At 32.8% G+C, this 25,036-nt stretch carries 32 protein-coding genes and 1 riboswitch; of the genes, 27 read left to right on the top strand and 5 right to left on the bottom strand.

Features of this window, described 5'->3' with window-relative positions:
• Positions 1-254 precede the first annotated feature (254 nt).
• From F8154_RS02695 to F8154_RS02590, 22 genes are all read left to right on the top strand, one after another.
• A complete protein-coding gene (locus F8154_RS02695) occupies positions 255-1,517 on the top strand; it encodes a tetratricopeptide repeat protein (protein WP_151860052.1) in 1,263 nt (420 codons plus the stop codon).
• 86 nt (positions 1,518-1,603) lie between these two features.
• Positions 1,604-2,263: a hypothetical protein gene (locus tag F8154_RS02690; RefSeq protein WP_151860051.1), complete on the top strand. Its 660-nt coding sequence runs from the start codon at positions 1,604-1,606 to the stop codon at positions 2,261-2,263.
• A gap of 501 nt (positions 2,264-2,764) precedes the next feature.
• Entirely contained in the window at positions 2,765-3,433 is a 669-nt protein-coding gene (locus F8154_RS02685) for an ATP-binding cassette domain-containing protein (protein WP_151860050.1), read from the top strand.
• Positions 3,414-4,352: a hypothetical protein gene (locus tag F8154_RS02680; RefSeq protein WP_151860049.1), complete on the top strand. Its 939-nt coding sequence runs from the start codon at positions 3,414-3,416 to the stop codon at positions 4,350-4,352. Before F8154_RS02685 ends, F8154_RS02680 begins: the two co-directional genes overlap by 20 nt.
• A gap of 212 nt (positions 4,353-4,564) precedes the next feature.
• Entirely contained in the window at positions 4,565-5,014 is a 450-nt protein-coding gene (locus F8154_RS02675; RefSeq protein WP_151860048.1) for a hypothetical protein, read from the top strand.
• 70 nt (positions 5,015-5,084) lie between these two features.
• Positions 5,085-5,825, top strand: a complete 741-nt coding sequence (locus tag F8154_RS02670; protein WP_151860047.1) for a class I SAM-dependent methyltransferase — start codon at positions 5,085-5,087, stop codon at positions 5,823-5,825.
• A gap of 11 nt (positions 5,826-5,836) precedes the next feature.
• Entirely contained in the window at positions 5,837-6,520 is a 684-nt protein-coding gene (locus F8154_RS02665) for a Crp/Fnr family transcriptional regulator (RefSeq protein WP_151860046.1), read from the top strand.
• A 190-nt stretch (positions 6,521-6,710) separates the two neighbouring features.
• Positions 6,711-7,331, top strand: a complete 621-nt coding sequence (locus F8154_RS02660) for a TetR/AcrR family transcriptional regulator (protein ID WP_243141139.1) — start codon at positions 6,711-6,713, stop codon at positions 7,329-7,331.
• 29 nt (positions 7,332-7,360) lie between these two features.
• Positions 7,361-8,389, top strand: coding sequence for an amidohydrolase family protein (locus F8154_RS02655; RefSeq protein WP_151860045.1), 1,029 nt, complete (start codon positions 7,361-7,363; stop codon positions 8,387-8,389).
• Between the two features lie 36 nt (positions 8,390-8,425).
• On the top strand, positions 8,426-8,830 hold the full coding sequence (locus F8154_RS02650; RefSeq protein ID WP_151860044.1) for a hypothetical protein: 405 nt from the start codon (positions 8,426-8,428) through the stop codon (positions 8,828-8,830).
• Positions 8,831-9,127: 297 nt separating this feature from the next.
• Positions 9,128-9,619: a 4Fe-4S binding protein gene (locus F8154_RS02645; protein ID WP_151860043.1), complete on the top strand. Its 492-nt coding sequence runs from the start codon at positions 9,128-9,130 to the stop codon at positions 9,617-9,619.
• 332 nt (positions 9,620-9,951) lie between these two features.
• A complete protein-coding gene (locus F8154_RS02640; RefSeq protein WP_151860042.1) occupies positions 9,952-10,212 on the top strand; it encodes a metal-sensitive transcriptional regulator in 261 nt (86 codons plus the stop codon).
• Between the two features lie 434 nt (positions 10,213-10,646).
• Entirely contained in the window at positions 10,647-11,213 is a 567-nt protein-coding gene (locus F8154_RS02635) for a glycerol-3-phosphate responsive antiterminator (protein WP_151860041.1), read from the top strand.
• Positions 11,214-11,334: 121 nt separating this feature from the next.
• Positions 11,335-11,709: a Lin0368 family putative glycerol transporter subunit gene (locus F8154_RS02630; protein WP_151860040.1), complete on the top strand. Its 375-nt coding sequence runs from the start codon at positions 11,335-11,337 to the stop codon at positions 11,707-11,709.
• 33 nt (positions 11,710-11,742) lie between these two features.
• On the top strand, positions 11,743-12,075 hold the full coding sequence (locus F8154_RS02625; RefSeq protein ID WP_151860039.1) for a Lin0368 family putative glycerol transporter subunit: 333 nt from the start codon (positions 11,743-11,745) through the stop codon (positions 12,073-12,075).
• 71 nt (positions 12,076-12,146) lie between these two features.
• Positions 12,147-13,652, top strand: a complete 1,506-nt coding sequence (glpK, locus tag F8154_RS02620) for a glycerol kinase GlpK (RefSeq protein ID WP_151860038.1) — start codon at positions 12,147-12,149, stop codon at positions 13,650-13,652.
• A 166-nt stretch (positions 13,653-13,818) separates the two neighbouring features.
• The gene (locus tag F8154_RS02615; RefSeq protein ID WP_151860037.1) at positions 13,819-15,300 is read left to right on the top strand and encodes an NAD(P)/FAD-dependent oxidoreductase; all 1,482 of its coding nucleotides are present in this window, start codon (positions 13,819-13,821) and stop codon (positions 15,298-15,300) included.
• 14 nt (positions 15,301-15,314) lie between these two features.
• Positions 15,315-16,580 (top strand): NAD(P)/FAD-dependent oxidoreductase, encoded by a 1,266-nt coding sequence (locus F8154_RS02610; protein WP_151860036.1) that lies wholly within the window; start codon positions 15,315-15,317, stop codon positions 16,578-16,580.
• 2 nt (positions 16,581-16,582) lie between these two features.
• Entirely contained in the window at positions 16,583-16,945 is a 363-nt protein-coding gene (locus tag F8154_RS02605) for a DUF1667 domain-containing protein (RefSeq protein WP_151860035.1), read from the top strand.
• A 21-nt stretch (positions 16,946-16,966) separates the two neighbouring features.
• The gene (locus tag F8154_RS02600; RefSeq protein ID WP_192930130.1) at positions 16,967-18,370 is read left to right on the top strand and encodes a sigma-54 interaction domain-containing protein; all 1,404 of its coding nucleotides are present in this window, start codon (positions 16,967-16,969) and stop codon (positions 18,368-18,370) included.
• Between the two features lie 101 nt (positions 18,371-18,471).
• On the top strand, positions 18,472-18,687 hold the full coding sequence (locus F8154_RS02595; protein ID WP_151860034.1) for a hypothetical protein: 216 nt from the start codon (positions 18,472-18,474) through the stop codon (positions 18,685-18,687).
• Between the two features lie 161 nt (positions 18,688-18,848).
• On the top strand, positions 18,849-19,082 hold the full coding sequence (locus F8154_RS02590) for a glutaredoxin family protein (RefSeq protein WP_151860033.1): 234 nt from the start codon (positions 18,849-18,851) through the stop codon (positions 19,080-19,082).
• A 33-nt stretch (positions 19,083-19,115) separates the two neighbouring features.
• Here F8154_RS02590 and F8154_RS02585 read toward each other — a convergent pair whose 3' ends face one another.
• Entirely contained in the window at positions 19,116-19,853 is a 738-nt protein-coding gene (locus F8154_RS02585) for a CAP domain-containing protein (protein WP_151860032.1), read from the bottom strand.
• Between the two features lie 120 nt (positions 19,854-19,973).
• Between F8154_RS02585 and F8154_RS02580 the strand changes: the two genes are divergently transcribed.
• Together F8154_RS02580 and trpS are read left to right on the top strand one after the other, a co-directional pair.
• The gene (locus tag F8154_RS02580) at positions 19,974-20,162 is read left to right on the top strand and encodes a hypothetical protein (RefSeq protein ID WP_151860031.1); all 189 of its coding nucleotides are present in this window, start codon (positions 19,974-19,976) and stop codon (positions 20,160-20,162) included.
• A gap of 19 nt (positions 20,163-20,181) precedes the next feature.
• Positions 20,182-21,174, top strand: a complete 993-nt coding sequence (gene trpS / locus F8154_RS02575) for a tryptophan--tRNA ligase (protein ID WP_151860030.1) — start codon at positions 20,182-20,184, stop codon at positions 21,172-21,174.
• 26 nt (positions 21,175-21,200) lie between these two features.
• On the opposite strand, the gene F8154_RS02570 is transcribed toward trpS, so the two are convergent.
• Positions 21,201-21,806 carry a CBS domain-containing protein gene (locus F8154_RS02570; protein WP_151860029.1) on the bottom strand — a complete coding sequence of 202 codons (606 nt, stop codon included), beginning with the start codon at positions 21,804-21,806 and terminating at the stop codon, positions 21,201-21,203.
• A 167-nt stretch (positions 21,807-21,973) separates the two neighbouring features.
• Here F8154_RS02570 and F8154_RS02565 point away from each other — a divergent pair, with 167 nt between their 5' ends.
• Both F8154_RS02565 and F8154_RS02560 read left to right on the top strand, forming a co-directional pair.
• Entirely contained in the window at positions 21,974-22,153 is a 180-nt protein-coding gene (locus F8154_RS02565; RefSeq protein WP_151860028.1) for an alpha/beta-type small acid-soluble spore protein, read from the top strand.
• A 113-nt stretch (positions 22,154-22,266) separates the two neighbouring features.
• Positions 22,267-22,974: a DUF881 domain-containing protein gene (locus F8154_RS02560; protein WP_151860027.1), complete on the top strand. Its 708-nt coding sequence runs from the start codon at positions 22,267-22,269 to the stop codon at positions 22,972-22,974.
• A 38-nt stretch (positions 22,975-23,012) separates the two neighbouring features.
• Here F8154_RS02560 and F8154_RS02555 read toward each other — a convergent pair whose 3' ends face one another.
• The 3 genes from F8154_RS02555 to F8154_RS02550 form a co-directional block, all read right to left on the bottom strand.
• Positions 23,013-23,420: a cell wall hydrolase gene (locus tag F8154_RS02555; RefSeq protein ID WP_243141138.1), complete on the bottom strand. Its 408-nt coding sequence runs from the start codon at positions 23,418-23,420 to the stop codon at positions 23,013-23,015.
• Positions 23,395-23,544: a hypothetical protein gene (locus F8154_RS14990; protein ID WP_192930129.1), complete on the bottom strand. Its 150-nt coding sequence runs from the start codon at positions 23,542-23,544 to the stop codon at positions 23,395-23,397. Before F8154_RS14990 ends, F8154_RS02555 begins: the two co-directional genes overlap by 26 nt.
• 3 nt (positions 23,545-23,547) lie before the next feature.
• Positions 23,548-23,678, bottom strand: a riboswitch (cyclic di-AMP (ydaO/yuaA leader).
• 88 nt (positions 23,679-23,766) lie between these two features.
• Positions 23,767-24,042, bottom strand: coding sequence for a hypothetical protein (locus tag F8154_RS02550; RefSeq protein WP_151860026.1), 276 nt, complete (start codon positions 24,040-24,042; stop codon positions 23,767-23,769).
• Between the two features lie 261 nt (positions 24,043-24,303).
• On the opposite strand from F8154_RS02550, the gene F8154_RS02545 reads away from it, so the two are divergent.
• Positions 24,304-24,987, top strand: coding sequence for an MgtC/SapB family protein (locus F8154_RS02545; protein WP_151860025.1), 684 nt, complete (start codon positions 24,304-24,306; stop codon positions 24,985-24,987).
• Positions 24,988-25,036: the final 49 nt, after the last annotated feature.

Below are 25,036 nucleotides of genomic sequence, written 5' to 3'. Positions count from 1 at the left end.
TAATAAATATCCATTAGAGGATATAATTATTGTTGGTGGTGTTGCATTTTGCAAATGCCTAAAATAATCATTTAGCAGTCCAATTAAAGTTAAAAGCTCTTTTATTGATGAGTATAATAAAAAAATCTACATAGTTCAAGGGACACAGGGGGACATTTTAAAGGTTTTATTGACATAAGGGAGTGAATTATGGGAAACTGAAGGTATTCAATAAACTTATCAATAGAGTTATTTTTAATTAGGCAGGTGACAAAATGCAAGCTAGAGGGAGTATAGCCATAAAAACACATTTTCTGAATAAAAGAATTAAGGAACTTGCTTTAAAAAGAAGCTGGATAGCTAAAAAATTGGGGGTAGATCCTAAAACGGTTACTCGCTGGACAACTGGGAAGGTAAAACGAGTTTCTATTGATAGGATAGAAAATCTAGCTAAAATTATAGAGTGTAGGGTAGAAGAACTTGTAGATAAAGAAGACATTTTTGTTTTAGGTACTGATAATGAAAAAGATTTTGCTATAGAGAGTATTATATCCAAAGACTTATTACTCCTCTTATCTCCAACAGAAAATTGGGAGTTAGTGGAGAGCATTATAAAATCTGCTATAAGTCCCAATACAAATAAGAAGGATATAGGTAAGCTTTATAATTTGTTATCCATTACAAAATGGCGGATGGGAGACTATGAAACGGGATTAATATTCGCAAACAAAGCATTAGAGGTCGGACAAGAGGTTGAGGATAAAGGAGTGTATCTTAAAGGATTGTTCAATAAGGCTACCATTTTTTCTATGATTGGAAAAAATACATTAGCCCTGCAATTCTTCCAAGAATGTTTAAGTATGAAGGAGTACTTTAGTAAATCTAGCGATATAGCCTCTTTGTACACAAATCTATCAATGGTATACAGGGATTTTGCAAACTTTAATGAAGGAATACGGTATCAAAAAAAGGCCATTAAAATGTTTTCAAAGGACAATAAATATTACAACCTTGCCATTGCATATCAGTGTCTTGGATTTATTTATACGGAAATAGGAGATTTTGAAATGGCTATAGATATCTATGACGAAGCCATAAGATGTGCCGAAAGGTCTAACTATGAGAAGGGTATTACGATAATTACTCTCTATAAGCTTGACTCTTTGGTATTAAGCGATAAACAGACTAAAATAAATACAGAGATAGAAGGTATAATAGGTGTTTTTTTAAAGGGAGACCAAGCAGACCCTTTTTGCTATGAATTTATTGCAAGGTATTACCGTTTCTTTTCTAATACAAAAAGGGCTATGGAGGTAATTAAAATAGGGATATCAAAAAGTGATAAAAGTCTGATAGTAAAAGCCAGCCTATGGCATGAAGCAGCTCGGATTGCCCTTGCAGAGAAGGATTATCAAAAGGAACTACTATATAGAGAGAATGGAAATAAACTATATTCAAAGCTAGAATTATATAATAGAATTATAAACGGACAGGTAAAAGAGTATGGTGGACAATTCTTAAACAACACAATTTGCTGAGAGGACGGAGTTGTTGACACTCCTAACAACAGATATTGAGTTTTAAATAATTAAAAATATGTGCTTAATAAGGAGTGAATTATATAGTGATTACTATAACTAAAACAAAGCATTTGATAATTGCAGTACTGTTAATAGCCATAATTCTAGCATTGTTTAGTTTCGTGCAAGCATCAAAAGATGAAAATAGTATTAATGAGGTAGTGAGAAAAGTTCAAGTAGAAAGAAAAAAACTAGACAAACTAGAGTTAGATGATGCATCAAAAACTGTTTTACAAATAGATGATATTAAAATAAGTAAAAAGCACTATGAATTAACTAAAACTACCCTTAACACAGATGATAAAAAAGAAATAGAAGATTTTATTATTAATAGGACAATACAAAGAATAATAGCAAAAGAAAAAGGGATAAAAGTAAGTAAAGAAGAAGTATTAGATTATATTGCATATCTTAAAGAAATATATAAAGCTGACGAAGAGTCAAGAGAACTAGCTACTCTATACTTTCAAACCTATGGCTTTAATGAGGAAACATTTTGGGAAAGTCAACTAGCATATGATATGTATGCTGACTTTCTTCTTTTGTCAAAGTTTAGATACTATATATTTGAAGAAGTAAGTGAAAACAACTCACATTTATCAATTGAAACTAATAAAGATAAATTAGATATGTTAGTAAAATCAAGAATAGAAGAATTAGTTGATGCTAAAAAGGCGTCCATAACAATCAAAACAAATAACTAAATTTAGTGTTGAGGGGATTGAGCTAGTGACATTATTATAAAAAATAATTAAAGCGACAGGAAGCAATATTAAATCCAGTCGCTTTTTTCTATCCTCATAAACCTACCTGTGCAATATTTTGAAATCTTATCTCAGTGGCATTACTAATACCCCCGATTCTTATAGTGATTATTATTGTTGCTAAGCTTCAAAAAAAGTTGAACTAAGTTTTTTCTAATCCTATTCAACATAAGATTAAAGGAAAGGTAGCAAAAGGCTAAAAATGATGTATAGGGGAAAAACTGAGGATTTTAGTTTAGGTAATTTAATCACTTATTAATAGCGCAAAGTTATTATGACATAAGCCTTATATTATTTTATAGATAATTATAGTAAAATATATAAATAATACTAAATATGGAACTCTACTTAGCAATATTTACATTTCACTCACCTGTGTTTATATAAGAAGGCAGGTGAGTGAATACTTAATCAAATTATAGAGTTTAGGGGGAAAGGGTTATGATTGAATTTGAAGATTTTTCTAAAAACTATTCTAAAAAAAGCATAATAAGTAAATCCAATTTTAAGTTAAAAAGCAATAATATTTCCTTTTTAATGGGACCTAATGGTTCTGGAAAAACTACACTTATTAAGTGTATGCTTGGTATGGAGTATTATAATGGAAAAATAGTTTTTGATGGTAATGATATAGATAAGGTAAGAGATAACTGTTTGGTGATTTGGGATGATTGTCCATTTTATACGAATTTAAGTGGCCTTGAGAATCTTATGATTTTGGGGGAAGGCAAAAAGTCAAGAGAGCAAATTAAAGAAGTTGCAGTAAATTATTTAGATAATGACTTATTGCGTAAAAAGGTTAATACATACTCTTATGGGCAGAAGAAGAAGTTAGCATTATTACTGGTAGAAGTTTTAGAGCCTGATTATTTATTTATGGATGAGATTTCAAATGGATTAGACTATGAGATGATGAGAACATTAACTAAGAAAATAAAAAAGTGGGCAGAAAAAATGAGTATTTTGGTTACTGGTCATCAGTTTAGCTTTTATAATGAAATAGTAGATTCACTACTTGTGTTTAAAGATAAGCAAATAATCATATCAAATGAAAACTTTAATAAGAGTAATAAAAGCTTGGAGGATATCTATGATGAACAAACATATTAATCAAGAATTATTGTATGGAGTATATTCTAAATCTTTTTTAATTATTACTATAATACTTATTACTTTGTTCAGTGTTATTATATTCATGAATTATAATGCTGTAATAGACAAATACCATGATTATACTTGGACTTTAATGAGTTTTGAAGGAAATGAAACTGCTATAGAAAAAGCTTTAGCTGGGGAATTTCATGTTGAAAAACAAGGTAATATAACACATGTTAAAAACCCCTTACTATACCATAAAGTAATGACTGAAAGGTATATGTATACAGCAAGTCCTGAATATATGCATTTGCAGCTACTAGAGTCATCAATTGTATTTAATCCAATTGTTTTTGGTCTTTTGGGGCTAATTTTTGCTACATACGATAAAAAATTTAAAACAATAAAAATTAAGACAGTAAGAATAAGTAAGAAAAACTTTAGTATTATTAAGCAAATATCATTAGCTATTAGTAGTTTGCTTATATTTATAAGTGCATTAGCTATCTCTTATATTATAGCAGTAGGGGTGTATTATAGATTATTAAATATTGTACCCTTATCTAATTTTGTAACAGATGTATCACTTGTAAATATCTCTTCAATATTTACAAAGTTAATTTTTGCATATATTATTGCTTTACTTTTTGTACAAATAGGATATATTCTTGGAGTTATCTTTAAGAATAGAATTGTAGGTATAATGGCCTTAATGTTGTATGTATACATTTTACCTGCTTTTGGAAAATATGATTTGTATAATTCTATAAAACTGGTTTCGCTAAGGGTTTTTGACTTTTATGGAGTAGTAAGAATATCCCAAATAACTGAAACTACTTTATTTAATGCAATAATAATTATAATGACTGTATTCTTAATTACCATAATAACAAGTACGATTATTACATCAAAGCGTAGCTCATTTAACCCTTAACCTTAATCAACATATCTCTAGACTGGTTTATGTTTAACCATAAGCTTTAATTTTGAAATATTAACTATTGATCCACAACTCACTATACTTATTATCTCTTTTTAAGAATAATATCTTGATTAACCCTATATCAATAATGTAAGGATATATAAAGATATTTTACTAATAGTATGCCTTTGTCCTTGTTATTAACTTATTGGGGAGTGGGTACTGTGAATCATACTGACTATGAAAGGGAGCTGATGGAAATAGTAGATACCTATTGGGTATGTGTTGATCAGAATCTCCGTATGATAAAGCTATTATCTAGCTTTGATGTTTTGAAAACTAATCAAGAAAAAAAGCTATTGCATAAAAATAAGCAGATTAAAGATATGATAAGCTCATTACAAAAAAAGATGCAGCTAAAGAGCTGTACAAAATATCTATCTACATATTTATATGAAACATTAGAAGTCCTATTAGAAATAAAAAACATAGAAGAAGAGCTTATAGAAATACTAGAAAATAAAGTTCAATTTCCAAATGAAAAGGGTACAAAGCTGTTGATTGAATATTGTATTTGTGAATTGGGAATTAGGCTTTTTATAGGATTTAAAGTCAAAAACAGAATTATCCTCTTAAATCAAAAAATATATGAAACTAAGAGCATTAACTCATGACTTTAAGTATTCTATATTAATGTACATATAAAATCTTTTAATATATAATATTACTAAGAGGTGAGGAAACGTGGCTTTTTATAGTGAATTTAATAAATATTATGATGAAATATTCCCAACAGGTAAGTCTCAACTAAGGTTTATCTCCAGTAGAGTACCCAAAAACAGTAAAATATTAGATGTAGCCTGCGGTACTGGAAATTATTCTATAGCCTTAAGTGAAATGGGACATGAGGTTTTTGCAGTTGACTTGGATGAAGGAATGATATGTCAGCTTAATAAAAAAGCAGAAAACAAAAAAGTAAAGCTGCATGCTTTAGTAGAAGACATGAAAAGCATTGGTGAAAAGCTAAGGCCCCATAGCTTTAATTGCATATATTGCATAGGTAACTCCCTAGTACATCTAACTGAAATTAATGATATATATACAGTCATAAAGGATATATACAACCTTCTAAACCAGGATGGAGTTATGATTATTCAAACAGTTAATTATGATAGAATTTTAGAATCTAATATTAATCACTTACCCACCATTCATAATCCAGAGGCAGGAGTCAAATTAGTTAGAAGGTATCAATATGATAAGGATAAGCATATTATCAACTTTAATACCCAACTTGTAATTGAAACAGAATTTCAGCCCATTAGCTATAATAACTCTGTGCCCCTTTACCCCTTAAGAAGCTTTGAGATAAAGGAGCTTTTAAATAAAATAGGATTTAAAGAAGTAAAACTATATGGCGATTTTGAAGAAAACGAATTTAATCAAAAAGCTTTTAGTATGATAATTGAAGCAAGGAAAGGTTGAGGAGGTTTGATTTGAAAATTACTACTGAAATACTTAGGAAAATACCTGCATTCTCTACTCTTGATAAAGAAAATTTAGAGAAAATAATTGCAATAACTATAGAAAGAAATTATCGAAAGGGAACTATAATTTTTATGGAGGGGGATACTGGGGAGGCATTTTATTTTATTAAAACAGGAAGTGTAAAGGTATATAAAACAGCACCAGATGGTAGAGAGCATATTTTTACTATTCTAGGAGAAGGAGATATTTTTGCAGAGGTGACTCTTTTTAATGATATGAAGTATCCAGCATCTGCAGAAGCATTAGAGGACTCATGTATAGGGATGATTAAGAACAGGGCATTAGAAGAATTAGTAATTGCAAATTCAAATATTGGTTTAAGTATTATTAAAGTGTTAAGTAAAAAGCTATTCAACTCTCAGCAAAAAGTTAAGGTGCTAGCTTTAGGAGATACCTACATGAGAACAGCTCAAATTATAATTCAATTATCAAATGAACATGGAGTATACACTAATAATGGCATACAGCTAAGGCTAACCATCTCAAGACAAGAATTAGCAAACATGATAGGAACTGCTAGAGAAACAGTAAGTAGAGCATTAGGACAGTTTAAAAAAGAAGGCTCAATAGATATTAGTGGTAAAAAAATTATAATAAAGGATATAAATAAGCTTAAGGAATGGATACAATAGAACTGCAAAACTCTGAGATAGTTGTTTAACTATCTCTTTTTAGTGCTTAAAATAAAGTCCTTTACATTAATATATAAATTTTGCTTTTTAGCTTGACACATAAAAAAACCCATGATAGTATATGACTACAAGTCATATGACTAATAGTCATAGGAGTTTTCAAACAAAGTTTTATGTTAGTGGTTAATATATGTTGAGAAAGGATGATTTTATGCCAAAGAATACCTTTTTTAATTTACCCCAAGAAAAAAGAAATAGAATAATCAATGCAGCCATTGAAGAATTTTCAAAGGTACATTATAAAAAAGTGACTATAGACAGCATAGTTAATAGTGCTGGTGTTCCAAAGGGAAGCTTTTATCAGTACTTCCACAATAAAGACGATTTGTATAAATATTTATTTAGCCAAATTGTAGATCAGAAAAAACAGGCTTTAGTTAAGGTGAAAAAATTGCAAAATCAATTAAGCTTTAGACAATATGTAATGACATTACTAGAACAGGGTAAAAAGTTTGAGCAACGGGTTTCTAATTTATCTGCCCTTAAGGATAAGTTCATGAATGAATGCTCTCAAGAGGTAAAAAGGGATATTTTAAAAAATGAGATACCTAAAAGCTACGAGGTTCTTGAGGAAGCCGTAGAATTCTATATAAAAAAGGGAGAATTAAGACAGGACTTAGATGTAAAAACAGCAGCTTACGTAATAACATCATGTTTTGTGAATATACAGGATTTTAGATTAAGTGAAGAGCAGGCTGTGGAGGATGTATTAATAGATATTTTAGATGTATTAATAGTTGGAATGAAATAGCTTGTTAACAGAAGGAGTGGAAGATTGCTATGACAAAGCAGGAGCTTGTAAAGAAGGAAAAATACCTAAAGCTAAATGATGATGGTGATTATGCAATTGATTATGATGGGGAGCTAGAAATTATAGATTTTCACACTCATATTTCTAACGCTCTACCACTAAAGATTATAGACCCTAACAAAAAAGGAAGAAAATTAGAATACCCAACCTTACCTAGTGTAGATAAGACAGATTTATCAGTACCCTACTGGACTAAACTAGACCCTAATGAGAAGAACAAAGGGCTGATGTCTGTTATTAAGTTTTCTTTAAATGGATACAAAATTTTTAATGATATGGTAAAGGGCGGAACCTATGACAATTGCTTTAAATCACAAAGTGAGAATATGATTAAAAAAAATGTCGTGCTAGCCTTAAGTACAAAAAAGAGCGATCGATCAATGGAAGCATTAAGGGTTGCAAATGAACATCCTGATAAGCTAGTTGCTTTTTGCTCAGTACATCCACATGATCCTGAAATGAAAGAAAAGATTAAAAAATATAAAGAGCTTGGAGCTAAAGGATTAAAGCTTAAGGTAACAGATATGGAGCTTAAAGGTGATTTCAAACCTCTTATTGACCTGCTGAAGGCCTGCTACGAAGTTAATTTTAATGTGCTTCTTCATACTGGCTCACTGACCCATATAAAGCGCAGAAATACATCTGACTTAATGTGGAAGCTGCTTAAGTCAACAAGGGTAGAGGTGTTTGGAGAGCTACTTAAGGAATTACCCAAAGACTTTAAATTTGTGTTTGGACACAGTGGAATAGCAGAATACAAGCTGGTGGCTGAGTATCTTAAAAAACACCCAGGAAGCTACGCTGAACTGTCATGTCAATCGGCAGATAGTATTAAATATCTTATTGATGAGGTTGGCTATGAAAGATTAATTTTTGGTTCGGATTGGCCTGCTTTGCCGCAGGCACTTACCCTTTCAAGAGTTTTACTAGCAACAGAAAACAATAAAGTGGCTAGAGAACATATTTTATGTAAGAATGCAGAAAGACTTTTAAGATAGCTTTAAACTACCAACATTTCAAAGGAGGAGAAGGATATGAGTATTAATTTTTTTCAAGGAATATGCTTTGCTTGGGCATTTATAGGCATTGTTACTAGAATAGTAATGACGGTAAAAAAGGATAGCTTCAAGAACTGGGCCCTTAATAGTGCATATACTCCTAAGCAGAAAAAAGGCTATTATGTTGTTGTATTAGCCACCTATATAGTAGTTGCATTTACATGGTATAAAATCTTTACAATCGATGTGCAATTTAGCTGGATAATTGGTCTCCTAACCACAGTAACTGTGGCAAAGGTTAGTACAGCGGTCTTTAACTATCAAGTTTTTCGCCAGTTTGTAGTTACTATGTTAAATGATGATAAAAAGCTACTAGGCTTACATGTAGGTATTTTAATCTTCTCGGCGCTTTTAATACTAATGGGTTTGTACCTTTATTAAATTGCTAATTCACTAGAACTATAATATTATAAAGAAAGCTTGGTAAGATGGAGCTTTTCTCCACCTAGACAATGCTTCTTTCACCCCCTCAAGAAGCGATGGTTTTAGTAAATCGCTGAATTAAAATACTATATTATAGTAAACAAAGCTGAACTTGTAAGCCTTCAAAGGTGGCTAGTAAGTTCAGCTTTGTAATTAACAGAATTAATACTTGATTATTAATAGCAGCTATGCTATATTTAATGACAGATACCCCCACCTATGGGGGAGGAGTTAAAAAGTATAGGAGGAGCTAAAATGAAAAAATCAATTATGTCATGGTCTTGGATTATTATTTTGCTATTCTTTTCCTTAGCAATAATAGATATTAGATTTGGTATATTAGGACTATTATGTATGGCAGTGCCAATTTATTTAGCTGTAAGAGGTGGAGGAAGAGTACATTGTTTAAAGTACTGTCCTAGAGCTTCAATGTTAGGTAACATTATTGGAAAAATAAGCCTTAACAATAGCTTGCCTAAAGCAATAAACAATAAAACCGTTAAAATTATAATGCTTGTGTGGATGATAGGGATGTTTACTATATCATTAGTTTTAGCAAAAGGAGATTTTGTTAAAACAGCTATGGCTATATTTAGAATGATGACAATATCAACCCTTGTAGGTATAATCATGGGTGTTATATTTAAACCAAGAAGCTGGTGTTCAATATGTCCAATGGGAACAGCAACCGCCATGATTGAAAAAAAGATAAAAAAGAAAAACCTAAAAGCAAGTAATAGGGAATGAGGAATAAGTAATAGGGAATAGGGAAAAGTGAAAAATGAAAAGTTAAGAGTTAAGAATTAAGAGTTAAGAGTTAAAAACATAAAAGAAATGTTGAATGTTGAATGGAAAAGATTAAAACCATAAAATCTTAAAACCAAAACATAAAACCATAAAAACAAAAATGGAAAATTGAAAATTGAAAATGGAAAATGAAAGAATAAAAGACAAATGAAAAATTTAAAATATCAAAGGAAAACCTAAATCAAAAATAAATCAAATAAAAACAGCCTTTATATTTCTTCAAAAATATGAGAAAATATAATTAATTTAATTGTTATAAGGAAGTGGGTTTAATGGATAATACTAAAGTAAAAAAAGACATTATTAATAGGCTAAAGACTATTAAAGGACATATACATGGTATAGAAAAAATGATTGAGGATGGGAAGGAATGTCACGAGATTCTTATACAAATAAATGCCATTAAATCTTCTGTAGAGAAGGTAGGGCTTTTAATAATTGAAGATAATGCAAAGGAATGTCTAATAAAAGATAATTTGTCGGTAGAAGAAGTGGAGGATATTGTTAAAACCATAATAAAGTTTATGAAGTAGAAAAATGGCCTATTAAGTCGAATGAAAATTTTGAAAACTAATTGAAAAATAATTGTATACTGCTATAATGATATTAATTGGTGTAATATTATTTTTCCATGGTATTGTAAAGGAGATGATGAAGCAAGCATTAACTGATAGGAAGAATGATTGCTAAGTTGTCGTAAATACAATATTCTAGCATCAACTATTTATTTGCTTAAGTGTAATCGTTTCGGCAACTATTATAATAGTTGTTTTTTGTTTTTAGTGGATACACCATAAGCTAATAAACCTACTGAAGCTGTTCCTTTTTACCAATATAATTTAATAAAGCAAATTATACCTGGTAAAAAGGAACAGCTTTTTATTAGAAAATTAAGACAATTGTAATTATATCAATGATTCTAAAAATTGGCATGGTAATTGCAAGATAATAAATAGGAGGCGGTATCGTGGTAAATCGGTTTTACGAGAGAATACAAAGAAGCCCTATAGTTGCAGCAGTAAATGATCTTAAAAAACTGGATAATGCAATACAATCACCCTGTGAGATTATATTTTTATTGACAGGAAGTATCTTTAACCTGAAGGAAATTGTAAGTAGAGTTAAGAAGGCAGGTATGGATATTTATGTACACATAGATTTGATGGACGGGTTTTCAAGAGATACAGTTGCATTAAAGTATGTCCATGAAAATATTAGACCAGATGGTATAATTACTACGAAAAACAGCTTAATTAAAAGTGCAAAGGAAATGGATATATTTATAATTCAAAGATTATTCATTCTTGACTCTCTTTCATTAGAGACAGGAATTAAATCGATTAGAATAACAAAGCCCGACGCAATAGAAATTTTACCTGGAATTATGCCTAAGGTTATAAAAACTGTTAATAGAGAAACAAAAATTCCTTTAATAGCTGGTGGGCTTATTCAAGACAAGGAAGATGTAATAGAGATATTGAAGGCGGGAGCCATAGGTGCCTCCACCAGCAAAGAGGAAATATGGCAGCTTTGAAGCAAGCTTACAGTTGTAGCTGGGAAAACCTTTACAATACTAGCAGTAGAAAATGATAATCCAAGGCTTAAAGGCCTATGATTATATATAATTAATATACTAAGAAGGGAGGAAATTAATTATGAAGCATGTTGGAACTATGATTGGATCTGCAATTGCTGGTATGTTTGTTATGTCTGTATGGGGTGCATTTGCTACTGAATATGGTATCGGTGGTGGATGGTTTGCAGGCTTCATTATTATTGGCACAATGTGGATGCTAAACCACTATATTGGTGTCATTAATAATGATGGTGCTTTTGTAGACATGGCTTGTGGAATCGGTGTTGCTGGTTTCATGAGGGATGTATTTGCAAATGGAGTTGAAGTAGGTATCGAATCTATACCAACTCTAGCATTTGTAATTCTGGGTGGTATTCTTGGTGGTATAGCTGCAGTGGCAATTGAAAAATATCAGGCAGCTGAAAAGGCTAAGGCAGAAAAGGCAGAGGCATAAACTACTTTATAAATTAGAAGGGAGGAATATTAAATGACATTACCAGCAATTATTACTACTATGGCAGGAGGATTTATATTTCCATTTTTGCTTAGATTAATATGGGGTAAAATGTGTGAAGATTGGGGATCAATAGGTGGCTATATGGCAGCAGGCTTTATAGTAGGTACAACCTGGACCCTAAATCATGGTGTTGGATTTATGGTGCAAAGTGGAGGAGCTTGGATAGATATGGCTTTTGCAGCAGGTGCAGGACTATTTGTTGCTTCTGCATTATCGGGGGATAATGTACCAAAGGGTTTAACTAATCTATTATTCGCAATTATTGGTGGTACCATCGGAGGATTTATTTTATCACTATTATAAGCAAAAAAGTGTTAATAGCTATTAGCTATTAGCTATTAACACTTTTAATTAATAAGTAAGGGGGAAGAAACATGGATGCTAAAAAGTATATATTAGCCTTAGACCAAGGAACAACCAGCTCAAGAGCAATTATATTTGATTATGACGGAAAAATTGTTGCTGTTGCTCAAAAGGAGTTTACACAAATCTATCCAAAGGCCGGATGGGTAGAGCATGACCCAATGGAAATTTGGGGTACTCAAAGTGGTGTAGCTAGAGAGGTTTTAGAAAAAGTAGGTGTTAGCCCTCAAGAGGTTGCTGCTATAGGTATTACAAATCAACGTGAAACTACAGTAGTGTGGGATAAGACTACAGGTAAGCCAGTATATAATGCAATAGTATGGCAATGTAGAAGAACGGCAGGTATATGTGATGATTTAAAGAGAAGAGGACTAGAGGAATATATTAGAGATAATACGGGCTTAGTAGTAGATGCCTACTTCTCAGGTACAAAAATCAAGTGGATTCTTGACAACGTAGAGGGAGCAAGAGAGAAGGCCGAAAAAGGAGATTTACTATTCGGAAATATTGATACATGGCTAATCTGGAACTTGACAAGAGGAAAGGTTCATGTAACCGACTACTCAAATGCTTCAAGAACAATGCTTTATAATATTAAAGACCTTAAGTGGGATGAAAAAATCCTTACTGAAATGGGTGTTCCTGCTTCTATGCTACCAGAAGTTAAACCTTCAAGTCATATTTATGGCTATACAGATCATGAAACATTTGGCGGCGCCGATATTCCAATTGCTGGGGCTGCTGGTGACCAACAGGCAGCATTGTTTGGTCAGGCTTGCTTCCAACCAGGAATGGCTAAGAACACATACGGAACTGGCTGTTTTATGCTAATGAATACAGGTGAAAAATTTGTTCCATCCAATAATGGACTATTGACAACCTTAGCTTGGGGAGTAGATGGTAAGGTTGAGTACGCATTAGAGGGTAGTATTTTTGTGGCTGGTGCATCTGTACAATGGTTAAGAGACGAATTAAAGATTATAAGAGATGCTCAAGAAACTGAGTACCTTGCTACTAAGGTAAAGGATAGTAATGGTGTTTACTTAGTACCTGCCTTTGTAGGAATGGGAGCCCCCTACTGGGATATGTATGCAAGAGGAACTATCGTAGGTCTTACAAGAGGAGCTAAAGCAGAGCATGTTGTTAGAGCTACACTAGAATCAATTGCCTACCAAACAAGGGATGTATTAGAGGCTATGCAAGAGGACTCTGGTATTAATCTTCAAACCTTGAAGGTTGATGGTGGAGCCGTTGCAAACAACTTCTTAATGCAGTTCCAATCTGATATTTTAGGTGTTAAAGTTGATCGTCCAGAGGTTACAGAAACAACTGCATTAGGTGCTGCATATTTAGCAGGGCTAGCAGTGGGCTTCTGGAAGGATAAGAATGAAATAACTAAACGCTGGAAGGTAGACAGCAGATTTGAACCAGCACTTGCTGTAGAAGATAAGGAAAAGCTTTATAAGGGCTGGAAAAAAGCAGTAGAAAGATCCCTCAAGTGGGAAGATGAGGAATAGGCAGCAAAACCTTTACAATCATCTATAAAAATGATACAATATATTAAATAAATACTGTTTTGGCTGAGAATTGGAGAGCCACGTAAAGCAACCTAAGGAATTAGGTGTGTTTTATGTGGCTTTTGTTTTTTTATAGTGTTAAATAGAAGGTGGAGGAGATGAATTTATGAAGGTAGATGTTGCCGTTATAGGAGCTGGTGTTATAGGAACATATATCGCAAGAGAGCTGGCGAGATATAACCTTAACATTGTTATTATAGAAAAGGAAAACGATGTCGCTAATGGAACTACAAAAGCAAATAGTGCAATAATTCATGCTGGATACGATGCTAAAACTGGAAGCTTAAAGGCTAAGACTAACGTTTTGGGTAACAGGCTTCAAGAGGAACTATGTCGTGAGTTAGAAGTACCCTTTGAAAGAATTGGTTCATTTGTTGTAGCATTTAATGATGAAGAGGTGGAAATATTAAAAAAGCTAGAAGAGCAAGGAAACAATAATGGAGTACCGGGATTAAAAATATTAAATCAAGCAGAACTGAGGGAAATGGAGCCAAATTTAAGTGAAGAAGTGGTAGCAGCCCTATATGCTCCCACTGCTGGAATAATTGGTCCTTTTGAATTAGCAATTGCTTTAGCAGAAAATGCAGCCGACAATGGTGTAGAAATACTTCTTAATAGCAAGGTAACATCAATTGATAAAAGTAATAATAAATATATTATTAAAGCAGGCAGCCATAAAATAGAAACTAAGTATGTAATTAACTGCGCTGGTTTATACGCAGATGAAATAAACAATATGGTTAATAGGCCATATTTTGAAATAGTACCTAACAGAGGGCAATATCACCTTTTTGATAAAACCGCAGGTGACTTTGTGAACAAAGTTGTTTTCCAGTGTCCAACAAAGGCTGGAAAGGGAGTTTTAGTATTACCGACGGTACACGGGAATGTATTAATTGGTCCAACGGCAGAAAACACAGGAAATAAAGAAGCCAATGAAACCACTACAGAGGGCTTTACCTTCTTAAGAGAAAAAGCAGAGAAGGTGGTAAAAAGCTTTCCCTATTATAAGGTCATTACTTCATTTTCAGGATTGAGGGCAAAAACTCCAACTGGAGATTTTATTATAGAAGAAGTACAGGAGTCAAGAGGATTTATTAATGTTGCAGCAATTGATTCTCCTGGTTTAAGTGCAGCTCCAGCCATAGGAAATTATGCAATAGATATATTAAAAACCTCAGCAGGTGCCTTTGAAGAAAATAAGAGCTTTAATCCAAAACGTAAGGCATTTAAACCCTTTACTGAGCTATCTATGGAGGAAAAGCAGCAATTAATAGATCAAGACCCACGATATGGTAGAGTTATTTGTAGATGTGAGCAAATAACAGAAGGAGAAATTGTAGATGTTATTAAGCGAAAAGCAGGTGCATTAACCCTAGACGCTGTTAAGCGTAGAGCAAGAGCTGGTATGGGAAGATGTCAAGGTGGTTTTTGTGGTCCAAGAGTAATGGAGATTATTGCAAGGGAGCTAAATATAGATATTACTGATGTAGTTAAGGATGGAATAGATTCATATATATTAACTGGTGCTACTAAAACCATTTATGATGATACTGAAAACCTAGCTGCGGCGACTAAAGAAGACTAAAGGGGGATGAAGCAGTGGTAAACTATGATGTAGTAGTTATCGGTGGAGGCCCAGCAGGATTAGCAGCCGCCATTGAAGCAAAAAATAATGGTGTAAATAATATATTAGTGATTGAGCGGGACCGAGAGCTAGGTGGAATTTTACAGCAGTGTATTCATAACGGCTTTGGTTTGCATATTTTTAATGAAGAATTAACTGGTCCTGAATATGCTGAACGCTTTATTGAAGAGCTTTATGAAATGGGAATTGAGTATAAGCTAGATACAATGGTTTTAGAGGTATCTCCTAATAAGACGATTTATGCAATGAATACCACCGAAGGTATATTAAATATACAAGCAAAGGCAGTTATACTGGCAATGGGATGTCGTGAACGAACTAGAGGGGCAATTAATATTCCAGGTACAAGACCAGCTGGCATTTTTACTGCAGGTACAGCCCAACGATTTGTTAATATGGAGGGTTATATGGTTGGTAAAAAGGTAGTAATTCTTGGTTCTGGTGACATTGGATTAATTATGGCAAGAAGAATGACCCTTGAAGGAGCTGAAGTTAAGGCTGTTGTAGAGCTAATGCCTTACTCTGGCGGCTTAACTAGAAATATTGTACAGTGTTTAGATGATTACAATATACCACTGCTTCTTAGTCATACAATAATTGATATTAAGGGCAAATCAAGAGTAGAAGAGGTTACAGTGGTAAAGGTAGATGAAAATAGAAATCCAATTGAAGGAACAGAGAAGATTTTTGATTGTGACACTTTATTACTGTCAGTAGGTTTAATACCAGAAAATGAGCTTTCAGAAAATGCTGGAGTTGAGATTCATCCATTGACAGGTGGGCCTGTTGTTAATGAATCAATGGAAACAAGCATTGAGGGTATTTTTGCCTGTGGCAATGTTCTTCACGTCCACGACCTTGTAGATTGGGTAACTGAAGAAAGCAGAAGAGCAGGAAAAAATGCAGCAAGATATGTTAAGAATCAGCTTGCTAGCAATGGTAACATTAAAAAAACCTATGCTGGTTATGGAGTAAGATATATAGTTCCTCAACAGGTGAGGGTCGCTAATATAGAAGAAAAGCTACACCTAATGATGAGGGTCAATGATGTATATAATAGTGCAAAAATGGTAATTAAGCTGGATGATGAGGTTTATAAGAGGATAAAGAAAAATCATCTTGCCCCCGCAGAAATGGAGTCTATAAGCATCCCTGCTAAGGACCTTATAAACAGGAGCTTTACAACCATATCTGTGGAACTTGAAGTTGAGGAGGCGTAACAATGGAGAAGCAAAATATAATCTGTATTGCATGCCCCTTAGGCTGCAAGCTAGAGGTAGAACACAAGAAAAATGGAATAGACGATTATATCGTTACAGGCAATAAATGTCCAAGGGGTAAGGATTATGGTATTAAGGAAATGACTAATCCAACAAGGGTATTGACATCTACAGTAAAAATAAAAAATGCACACCTTTGTCGAATACCTGTTAGAACTAAGGGAGAAATTCCAAAGGGATTAATATTTAAATGCATGAAGGAAATAAACAAAGTAGAAATTAGTGGACCTATTAAAGTGGGAGACATAATTATAAAAAATGTATTAGGTACAGGGATAGATATTATTGCCACAAGAAGCATGTAATTAGAGGGGAGGGATAGGTTAATGAAGATTGCCAATGTTACTAACATAGATAAAAACAGAAGTAAAAGCAAGAATAGCTTTATTGAATACAAATATGATATTTTTCAATATGCACTAGATGGTATATGTATAGTAAATGCTACAGGGAAAATTGAATATGTCAATGATGCCTATGGTAAGCTGTTTAAGGTTAGTAACTTTACCATGATTGGAAAAAGTATCTATCGCACCCATAATGATGAACTGATTCTAAAGGGATTAAAAACAAAAACAAAACTAAGTGGCTATATAAGGACAGAAAATAATATCTATATAAAAGTATATATAACACCTCTAATGGATGAGAGCAAGTTTATAGGAATAATGGCAACCTATAGAGAGCTAGAGGATGGGGAGGTTGAGGATAAGCAAGTACTTCATTTGCCTGCTGCTACAGCTAATGCAAAAATAGAGTTAAGTCCTCCCTTCAAAAAAATGATTGGCAAAAGTCCAATGCTTATTAGAGCCCTTTGGTCTGCTGAAAAAGCCGCCCAAACAAATTCCACTGTGTTAATTAGAGGCGAAAGTGGAACAGGTAAAGAATTAGTGGCAAAGGCAATTCATGAAATAAGTGATAGACAGAAAAACAGCTTTGTAAGGGTGAATTGTGGTGCCATTCCAGCTAATCTTTTGGAATCAGAGCTTTTTGGACATGAACAGGGTGCCTTTACAGGTGCCATCAGAAGGAAAATTGGTAAATTTCAACAGGCTAGCGGTGGAACCATATTCCTTGATGAAATTGGTGACATGCCTTTAGAAATGCAGGTTAAGCTTTTAAGATTAATACAGGAAAAGGAATTTGAAAGAGTTGGCGGAAATGAAACAATAAGGTGCGATGTAAGAATAATAGCAGCAACCCATCGTAATCTTGAAGAGCAAATTATCGAAGGCTCCTTCAGAGAAGACCTATATTATAGACTTAATATAGTTCCTGTAAATCTACCTGCACTAAGAGAACGTAAAGAGGATATACCGCTGCTATGTAAGCATTTTATGAATAAGATTAAAAAACTAAATAATATAGATAAAAATTTAGATGAGGAAGCAATAAAGGCATTAGTTCAATACAATTGGCCAGGAAATGTTAGAGAGCTTGAAAACTTAATTGAAAGGCTAATTGTTTTATCAGAGGGGGAAACAATTACAATAGATGAATTACCATCAAACATTACAAACATATACAGAGTTAATTATGATAAGTCAAATGAAAACGGATTAATAAATTTTGATAAAAATGGTCAAATAGCTACACTAGACCAGTATGAAATGGAAATAATTAAGTACGCCCTTCAACGATTTAAGAGCTTTAACGCAGCAGCAAAGGCCCTTGGAATTACCCATAAAACAGTTGCCTTTAAGGCAAGAAAATACAATATTATTGAGTAAGAAGAGAAAAATTTATGGAGGCGATTGCCTCCTTCTTTTTTTGAAATTTTAGTATACAAATTACCTTTAGTGTAAAAATAATAGTCAAAGGAGGGCAATATATGTGCAGGAAAAACACGGATATTATAAGTTTGTTGCAGGAGCTAGAAGAGGAAAAAGGCTTTTTTAAAGGAGTTCAACAAATTAACAAATATAACATCGATGCAATTATTGAGTTGATACAGTACTCAAACATTAAAGAATATGGTGACCCACTGTTTTCTAAGAAGGTAATAAGACAGGGCATAAAGCAATACTTTATCGACGATAAACAATAAGAGAGTAACTACTGTATACATATACAGTTAGGCTAGCTGACATTATAGCTATTAAAAAAGAGTATAATATTTATATCATGAAAAATTTGGGTTTAGATAAAATATGTGTTAAAATAAATTAAAACTAATAAATAAATAATATTAATAAGGAGGCAGATAAAATGGCTAAAGAAGTAACTATTTATACTAGTAATACATGCCCCCACTGTCATACAGCGAAAGAGTATCTTTCGGAAAAGGGGATTGAGTTTTCAGAAAAGAATGTTTCTGACGACCCAGGTGCACGAAAAGAGCTAATGAGTAAGGGTATTATGGCAGTACCAGTAATACAAATTGGTGAAGAAACAATAGTTGGCTTTGACAAAGGAAAAATTGAAGGCTTATTGAATGAATAAAGCTAAAACGAGGCATTTTTGATGCCTCGTTTGTTATTTGCCTATAAATAATTGAGTAATAACAAGCCTATTGGTGCTAGCCCTTTGGATACCAATACCTATATGAGTAAAATTTGGATTTAAAATATTATGTCTATGGGTAGCTGATTCCATTAAAGCCTTGTGGCCACCATTTACAGTAGGATTAGCTGCTAGATTTTCTCCAGCATATATAAAGGAGATGTTATAATCATTCATCATTTCAAATGGACTCCCATAGTTGGGTGAATAATGATTAAAGTGTTTATTGTCAATTAAATCCTTTGTTTTTAGTCGTGCCAATTTAGTTAAGGTTATATCTAATGTTAACGGCTTAAGCTTATGTCTTTCCCTCTCCTTATTGGTATAATCCAGCATTCGCTGCTCCAGCTTAGTTAATGAAGCTTCAAGCCTATAATTAATCTCTGAGTCTTTGGCTTCTATATATGGTATAACATCTTTTTTATTAATACAGCCTAAATAGCCCTCCTCGGTTAATACTACATACCAAGCATCTATACTGCCAACCACCTCTATAATGCTATTTTGTGGATATGTCATTAATATAGGGAGGCTACTTTTTATACCAGAATATACATTGGCTTCAGTGCTTTTAACTAGAATATTTTTAACCTCTGCTTCTAAAAATATTGATGAATTTTTGATCTCACTTTTATTAATCTTTCCTGTACATGAGACTAAAGTCATACACATAAGGAAAATAATAAGAGCAACCATATTTTTTATTTTCAAAAAAACCACCTCAAATTTTAGTATAATCAAAAAATAAGTTGAGAAGCTTATAAAATAATGGAAAAATAAAAGCAACCATTATGGTATAATTACAATAAGTAAAAAGAGGGGGTCTTTACTATGGTAACAGCATTCCAGTTCATGAATTTATTTATCGTTATTTTGTTAATGGGAGTTCCTGTGGTTGTAACAGTTTTACTTTTAAGATACTTTAGTAAAAAGGCATCCTATGGCGATGAGAATTTCATGATTCAGAAGATTAGAGAGCTAGAAAAACGAATTGAAGAGCTAGAAAAGCTTTTATCATAATATTTAGGAGGTATATTTAATGGAAAAGGATAAGATTATTTTTAGTGGAGCACAGCCTACTGGAAGTCTCACACTGGGGAATTATATAGGGGCTATACAAAATTGGAAGGCACTAGAGGATGATTACCAATGCTTATACTCAATTGTAGATTTACACTCTCTTACAATAAGACATAATCCAGAGGAGTTCAAAAACAAATGCCTCTCCTTTTTAGTTCAATACTTAGCCTGCGGATTAGACCCAGATAAAAATATAATTTTTTTTCAATCCAATGTTACACAGCATCCAGAGCTTTCATGGATTTTAAATTGTTTTACATATATTGGAGAGTTAAATAGAATGACTCAGTTTAAAGAAAAGGCTGAAAAAAACAAAGATAATATTAACGCTGGTTTATTTACCTACCCAGTTTTACAGGCTGCAGACATTCTGTTATATCAAACAAATCTAGTACCTGTAGGAGAGGATCAAAAACAGCACCTTGAGCTAACAAGGGATATTGCATTAAGGTTTAATCAAGCATATGGTGAAACTTTTACAATTCCTGAGGTTTATATCCCTAAAGTTGGAGCTAAAATTATGAGCCTACAGGAACCAAATAAAAAAATGTCTAAGTCCGATGAAGATACCAATGGAACAATATTTCTTATGGATTCTGAAGACATTATTGTAAAAAAAATAAAAAGAGCTGTAACAGATACAGAAAATAAAATAGCATATACAGATAACCAACCTGGAGTTAAAAACCTTATAACTATATTTGCTACCCTAGGTAACTATTCTATAAATCAAGTAGAAGAAATGTTTGAAGGTAAAGGCTATGGTTCATTAAAGGCACAGGTTGCTGAGTTGGTAGTAGAGAGTGTAAGACCCTTTAAGGTAAAATATGATGAACTAATTAAAAATCCAGATTATGTTGCTGCTGTCCACAAAAGAGGGGCAGAAAGAGCAGCTGGAATGGCTGAAGCCACAATGAAAAAGGTTAGGGAAAAATTAGGCTTAGTTGTATAAATAAAAAAAGCCCATTTGGGCTTTTTTTATTTTCTTATTGAAAATCCAGCGGCTTCAATTGATTTCCTTAATAGATCTATGTCCTCACATTCTAGTCTTAGAATTATTTTAACTACATTAGTAGAAACATTAGGATTATCTATTATTAAGCTTATTATGTTTCCACCCTCCTTAGAAATAATATCTGTAAGCTGAGCAAGACGTCCTTTAATATCATAGGAAGTTATAATAAGCTTATGACCTTTGTTAATACCAAATAGGGCTGAATAATGCTTAAATATTGTTTTATGTGTTATGATTCCAGTAAAACCCTCATTTACATCATTAATAGCTACAAATGGAGTGTTTGTGTTAGCCAATAGCTGTGCAGCCTCTTCAGGATCACTATCCATACCTAAAGAAGGTATATCTCTTCGTACAATCTCCTCCACAAAAATTTCAGCTTCTGGAGTCTCCATCATTCTTTGAAGAATTTTCTCTTTAGATATTACACCTAAAAATTCATTGTTTTTTACAACAGGCAAAGATAAAAAGTTACCACCCTCCAATAGATTTAAAGCTGCGTTTAACGACATATTGCTGTTTACTAAGGTTAAACTTTTTTTTGGTAGTATAAAGCTAAATGAAATCATATAACATGCCCTCCAATTGTATTTAAAAATAAGATAAAAACCCGCAATTTTTAAAATTAATACCCTATATAAGCAGGTTAAAACATAATAAAAAACTTCTCTATCAAAAATATGCTTGTAATAAATCAAGTATTCTATGAAAATAATAACTAAAGAGGTGATTTAATATGTCTAGAAAAAGACCAATTGTTCCAGAAGCTCGAGAAGCGTTAGTATCATTTAAGCAAGAAGTTGCCAAAGAGCTGGGGCTACAAAATGATACTAATGCAGGCTATGTTGGAGGGGAAATGGTTAAAAAAATGGTTGAGGATGCTGAAAAATCTTTAACTCATTTAGGAAGATCATAAAAGAAGATTATTTTGGGAGGGTTTATATACCTTCCTAAAATTATATCTATAAAAGCTATTGGGTTTTATGATACAATTATCTAAATGATATATAGGTAAAAGGAAGTGAAGGCTTGAAAAGTAAAATATTAGGACTATTTATACTGGTTTTGTTTATTATATTTGGCACACTGGTTGGAATACAAATTGATTCAGACACATATTTAAGTCAAGGGGACTTAAATTATCCCATTAATAGAGATTTTGAAATTAAAGAAATTAATGAGCTAACAGAAGCAAATAGTAACATTGAAAAAAGAATTGATGAGTTGTCAAAGCAAGTAGAAGAATATGAGAAGGAAAGGGCTATTGAAAGTATTCCCCTAAGTAGTTTAAGAAATCAAGTAAATAAATATAAGCTATTGGCAGGCTACACCCCTGTTAAAGGCTCAGGGGTAACCATTGTTTTGGATGGGAATCTACAGGAAAACATCGCAGATATAGTAGAAGGGAAAAGATACTTAATTAATTTAGTAAATGAATTAAGGGCCTTTGGTGGTGAAGCTATATCAATAAACGAGTTTAGAATAACTGCTAGAAGCGAAATAGTATTAGCTGGAAATCACATTATTATAAATGGCACCTATATAGCACCTCCATATGTGATTAAAGCCATAGGTGATACCTATTCCTTAGAAAGATATGTTGAGCACAGAACACTAATTTTCGAAAATATGTTGGCGGATGGAATTAAATCAAGTGTTGAGTTCAGTGATAATATTGAGATACTAGGCATTGTAAGGGAAAAGCCCATGCAGTTTTTAGAGGTTATGGAAGAATAAAAAAACAACAACAGACAATACTGTTGTTGTTTTTTTATTTATTTTGTAAATCTGTGGTTACCAATTACTGCCTCTACAGGTCTTTGAAAGCTCCATACCGCTGTGGCTATTTGTGGGTTATAAAAAAATAAGCAGCCATTTGTCGGGTCATTTCCCATAATAGCTCTAAATGCAGCATCGTATGCTAACCTACTAGGTTCAAGGTGAAATTGCCCATCCTTTACAGAGCAAAATTGATTTGGCTGAAAAATAACCTCTTCAATTGTACTTGGAAAGCTATCATCTTCTACTCTATTGAGTATAACAGCACCTATGGCAACCATACCCTCAAAGCTTTCTCCCCTTGCCTCAGCATGAATTATTTTTGCTAAATAATCTATGTCCTTCGTAGTGTAGCCTGCTATAGAGTTTTCCGTTAGCCTAGTGCCTGAGATCAGTAGCTGCAAATGTGTCAAGGGAATTATGGTAGACAATTATATCAGTTCCATATTCCCTATAAGCATCTATTTCTTTTATTCCAGGTAATACAAAACTACATACTAACATTAACATAACAATAGTTTTTTTCATTATTATCTTCCTCCCTAAAGCCTACGAGGTTAGCTGTCGGGTTCGGCTTGGGAAATAGCCTACAATAGGATTCACCCCTTAATATTGGTTCCCCCGCAGTTTATATTTTTATAAACTTTCGGCTTGTCAATATTTTTTGTAGATTATCAATAAATTATAAATTTACTTTTTACTAATTCTACTACATTTTAAGCTAAATGTATTTTTTTGTAAATAGATAAACTAATATGGCTTAACATATAAAAGGTAAAGGATTTTAAAAACAAAATAAAAAATTATAGACAAAATGGCCCAGCCTAAAAAGCTTAGTAGAGTTAGATCGTTGGTTCTAATAATAACTAAAAAGGAAGCTACAACTAAAGAGGAAATGTAGGTATCATGACTTCTTAAGACCTGTAATAGCTTTTTTTTGATTAATACTATATCTATAATTGAAAAAACAACCAGTGCCTTAAGCCATTCCCATAAAAGAAAGTAGCCAATACAAATATAATCCATAATTATATAACCCTCCTAAAAGTATATACATTAATGGGTATTTTATGTTTAAATACTATATATAAAGCATATTAATTATATCAAAAATCATTAAGTAACATATACTTATTATAAAGAAAACTTAGTTCAGATGGAGTTTTAACTCCACCTGAACTTTAATTACACATATTTCGAAGCTTGGCGGCACTTATCTCCCGCTTATGAAGCGGGAGTGTTAGTAGCGCTGCTGAGATAAAGTAAAAAACAGCGGAGGTGAAGCTTGTGTTATACTATAGTGATATTATTATTAGATTATTAGTGGCTACTTTATTAGGCGGAGTAATAGGAATAGAAAGAGAAAGTGTAAAGAGGGCAGCTGGATTTAGAACCCATATACTAGTTTGCACAGGAGCTGCATTAGTAATGCTATTATCTATTTTTATTTTTGAGAACTATAAGAGCTTTACTAGTACTGATCCAGCACGATTAGGTGCACAGGTAATAAGCGGTATAGGCTTTCTAGGTGCAGGAACAATTATTAAGGACGGTAACACAATAAAGGGCTTAACAACTGCAGCAAGTCTCTGGTCAGTTGCCTCTATAGGATTAGCATTAGGAGCTGGTTTCTATTCAGGTGCAGTTATAACGGCTATAATAGTTTTAATAGCTTTAAAGATTTTTTCAAAGCTGGAAATATATATACCGGATAGGAGGAGCATAATAGCTATTAAGCTAAATATTGATAATGTACCAGGACAGCTGGGGAGAGTAGCCGAAGCCCTAGGAAATGAGAATATTTCAATAATACATGTATCTTTAGAAATGAATTCGGAGGAGAGCAAAATTGCCCAGTTATATCTAAGAGTAAAAACTAGTGCTGGACATAAGAATCAACAGCAGAATAAGGATCTATTAATGAGAGTATTAAGTAATGTAGAGGGTGTTAGAAGGATAAGTGTAATATAAAGTAAATAGTAGTTGGAAAGCCATTATTATAGTGATATAGTAGTGGTGA

The organism is Alkaliphilus pronyensis (genome assembly GCF_009017275.1).
GTDB classification, from domain to species: domain Bacteria; phylum Bacillota; class Clostridia; order Peptostreptococcales; family Natronincolaceae; genus Alkaliphilus_C; species Alkaliphilus_C pronyensis.
Note: the sequence above shows the minus strand (reverse complement) of the source record. Positions and strands in the feature narration are given on the sequence as shown.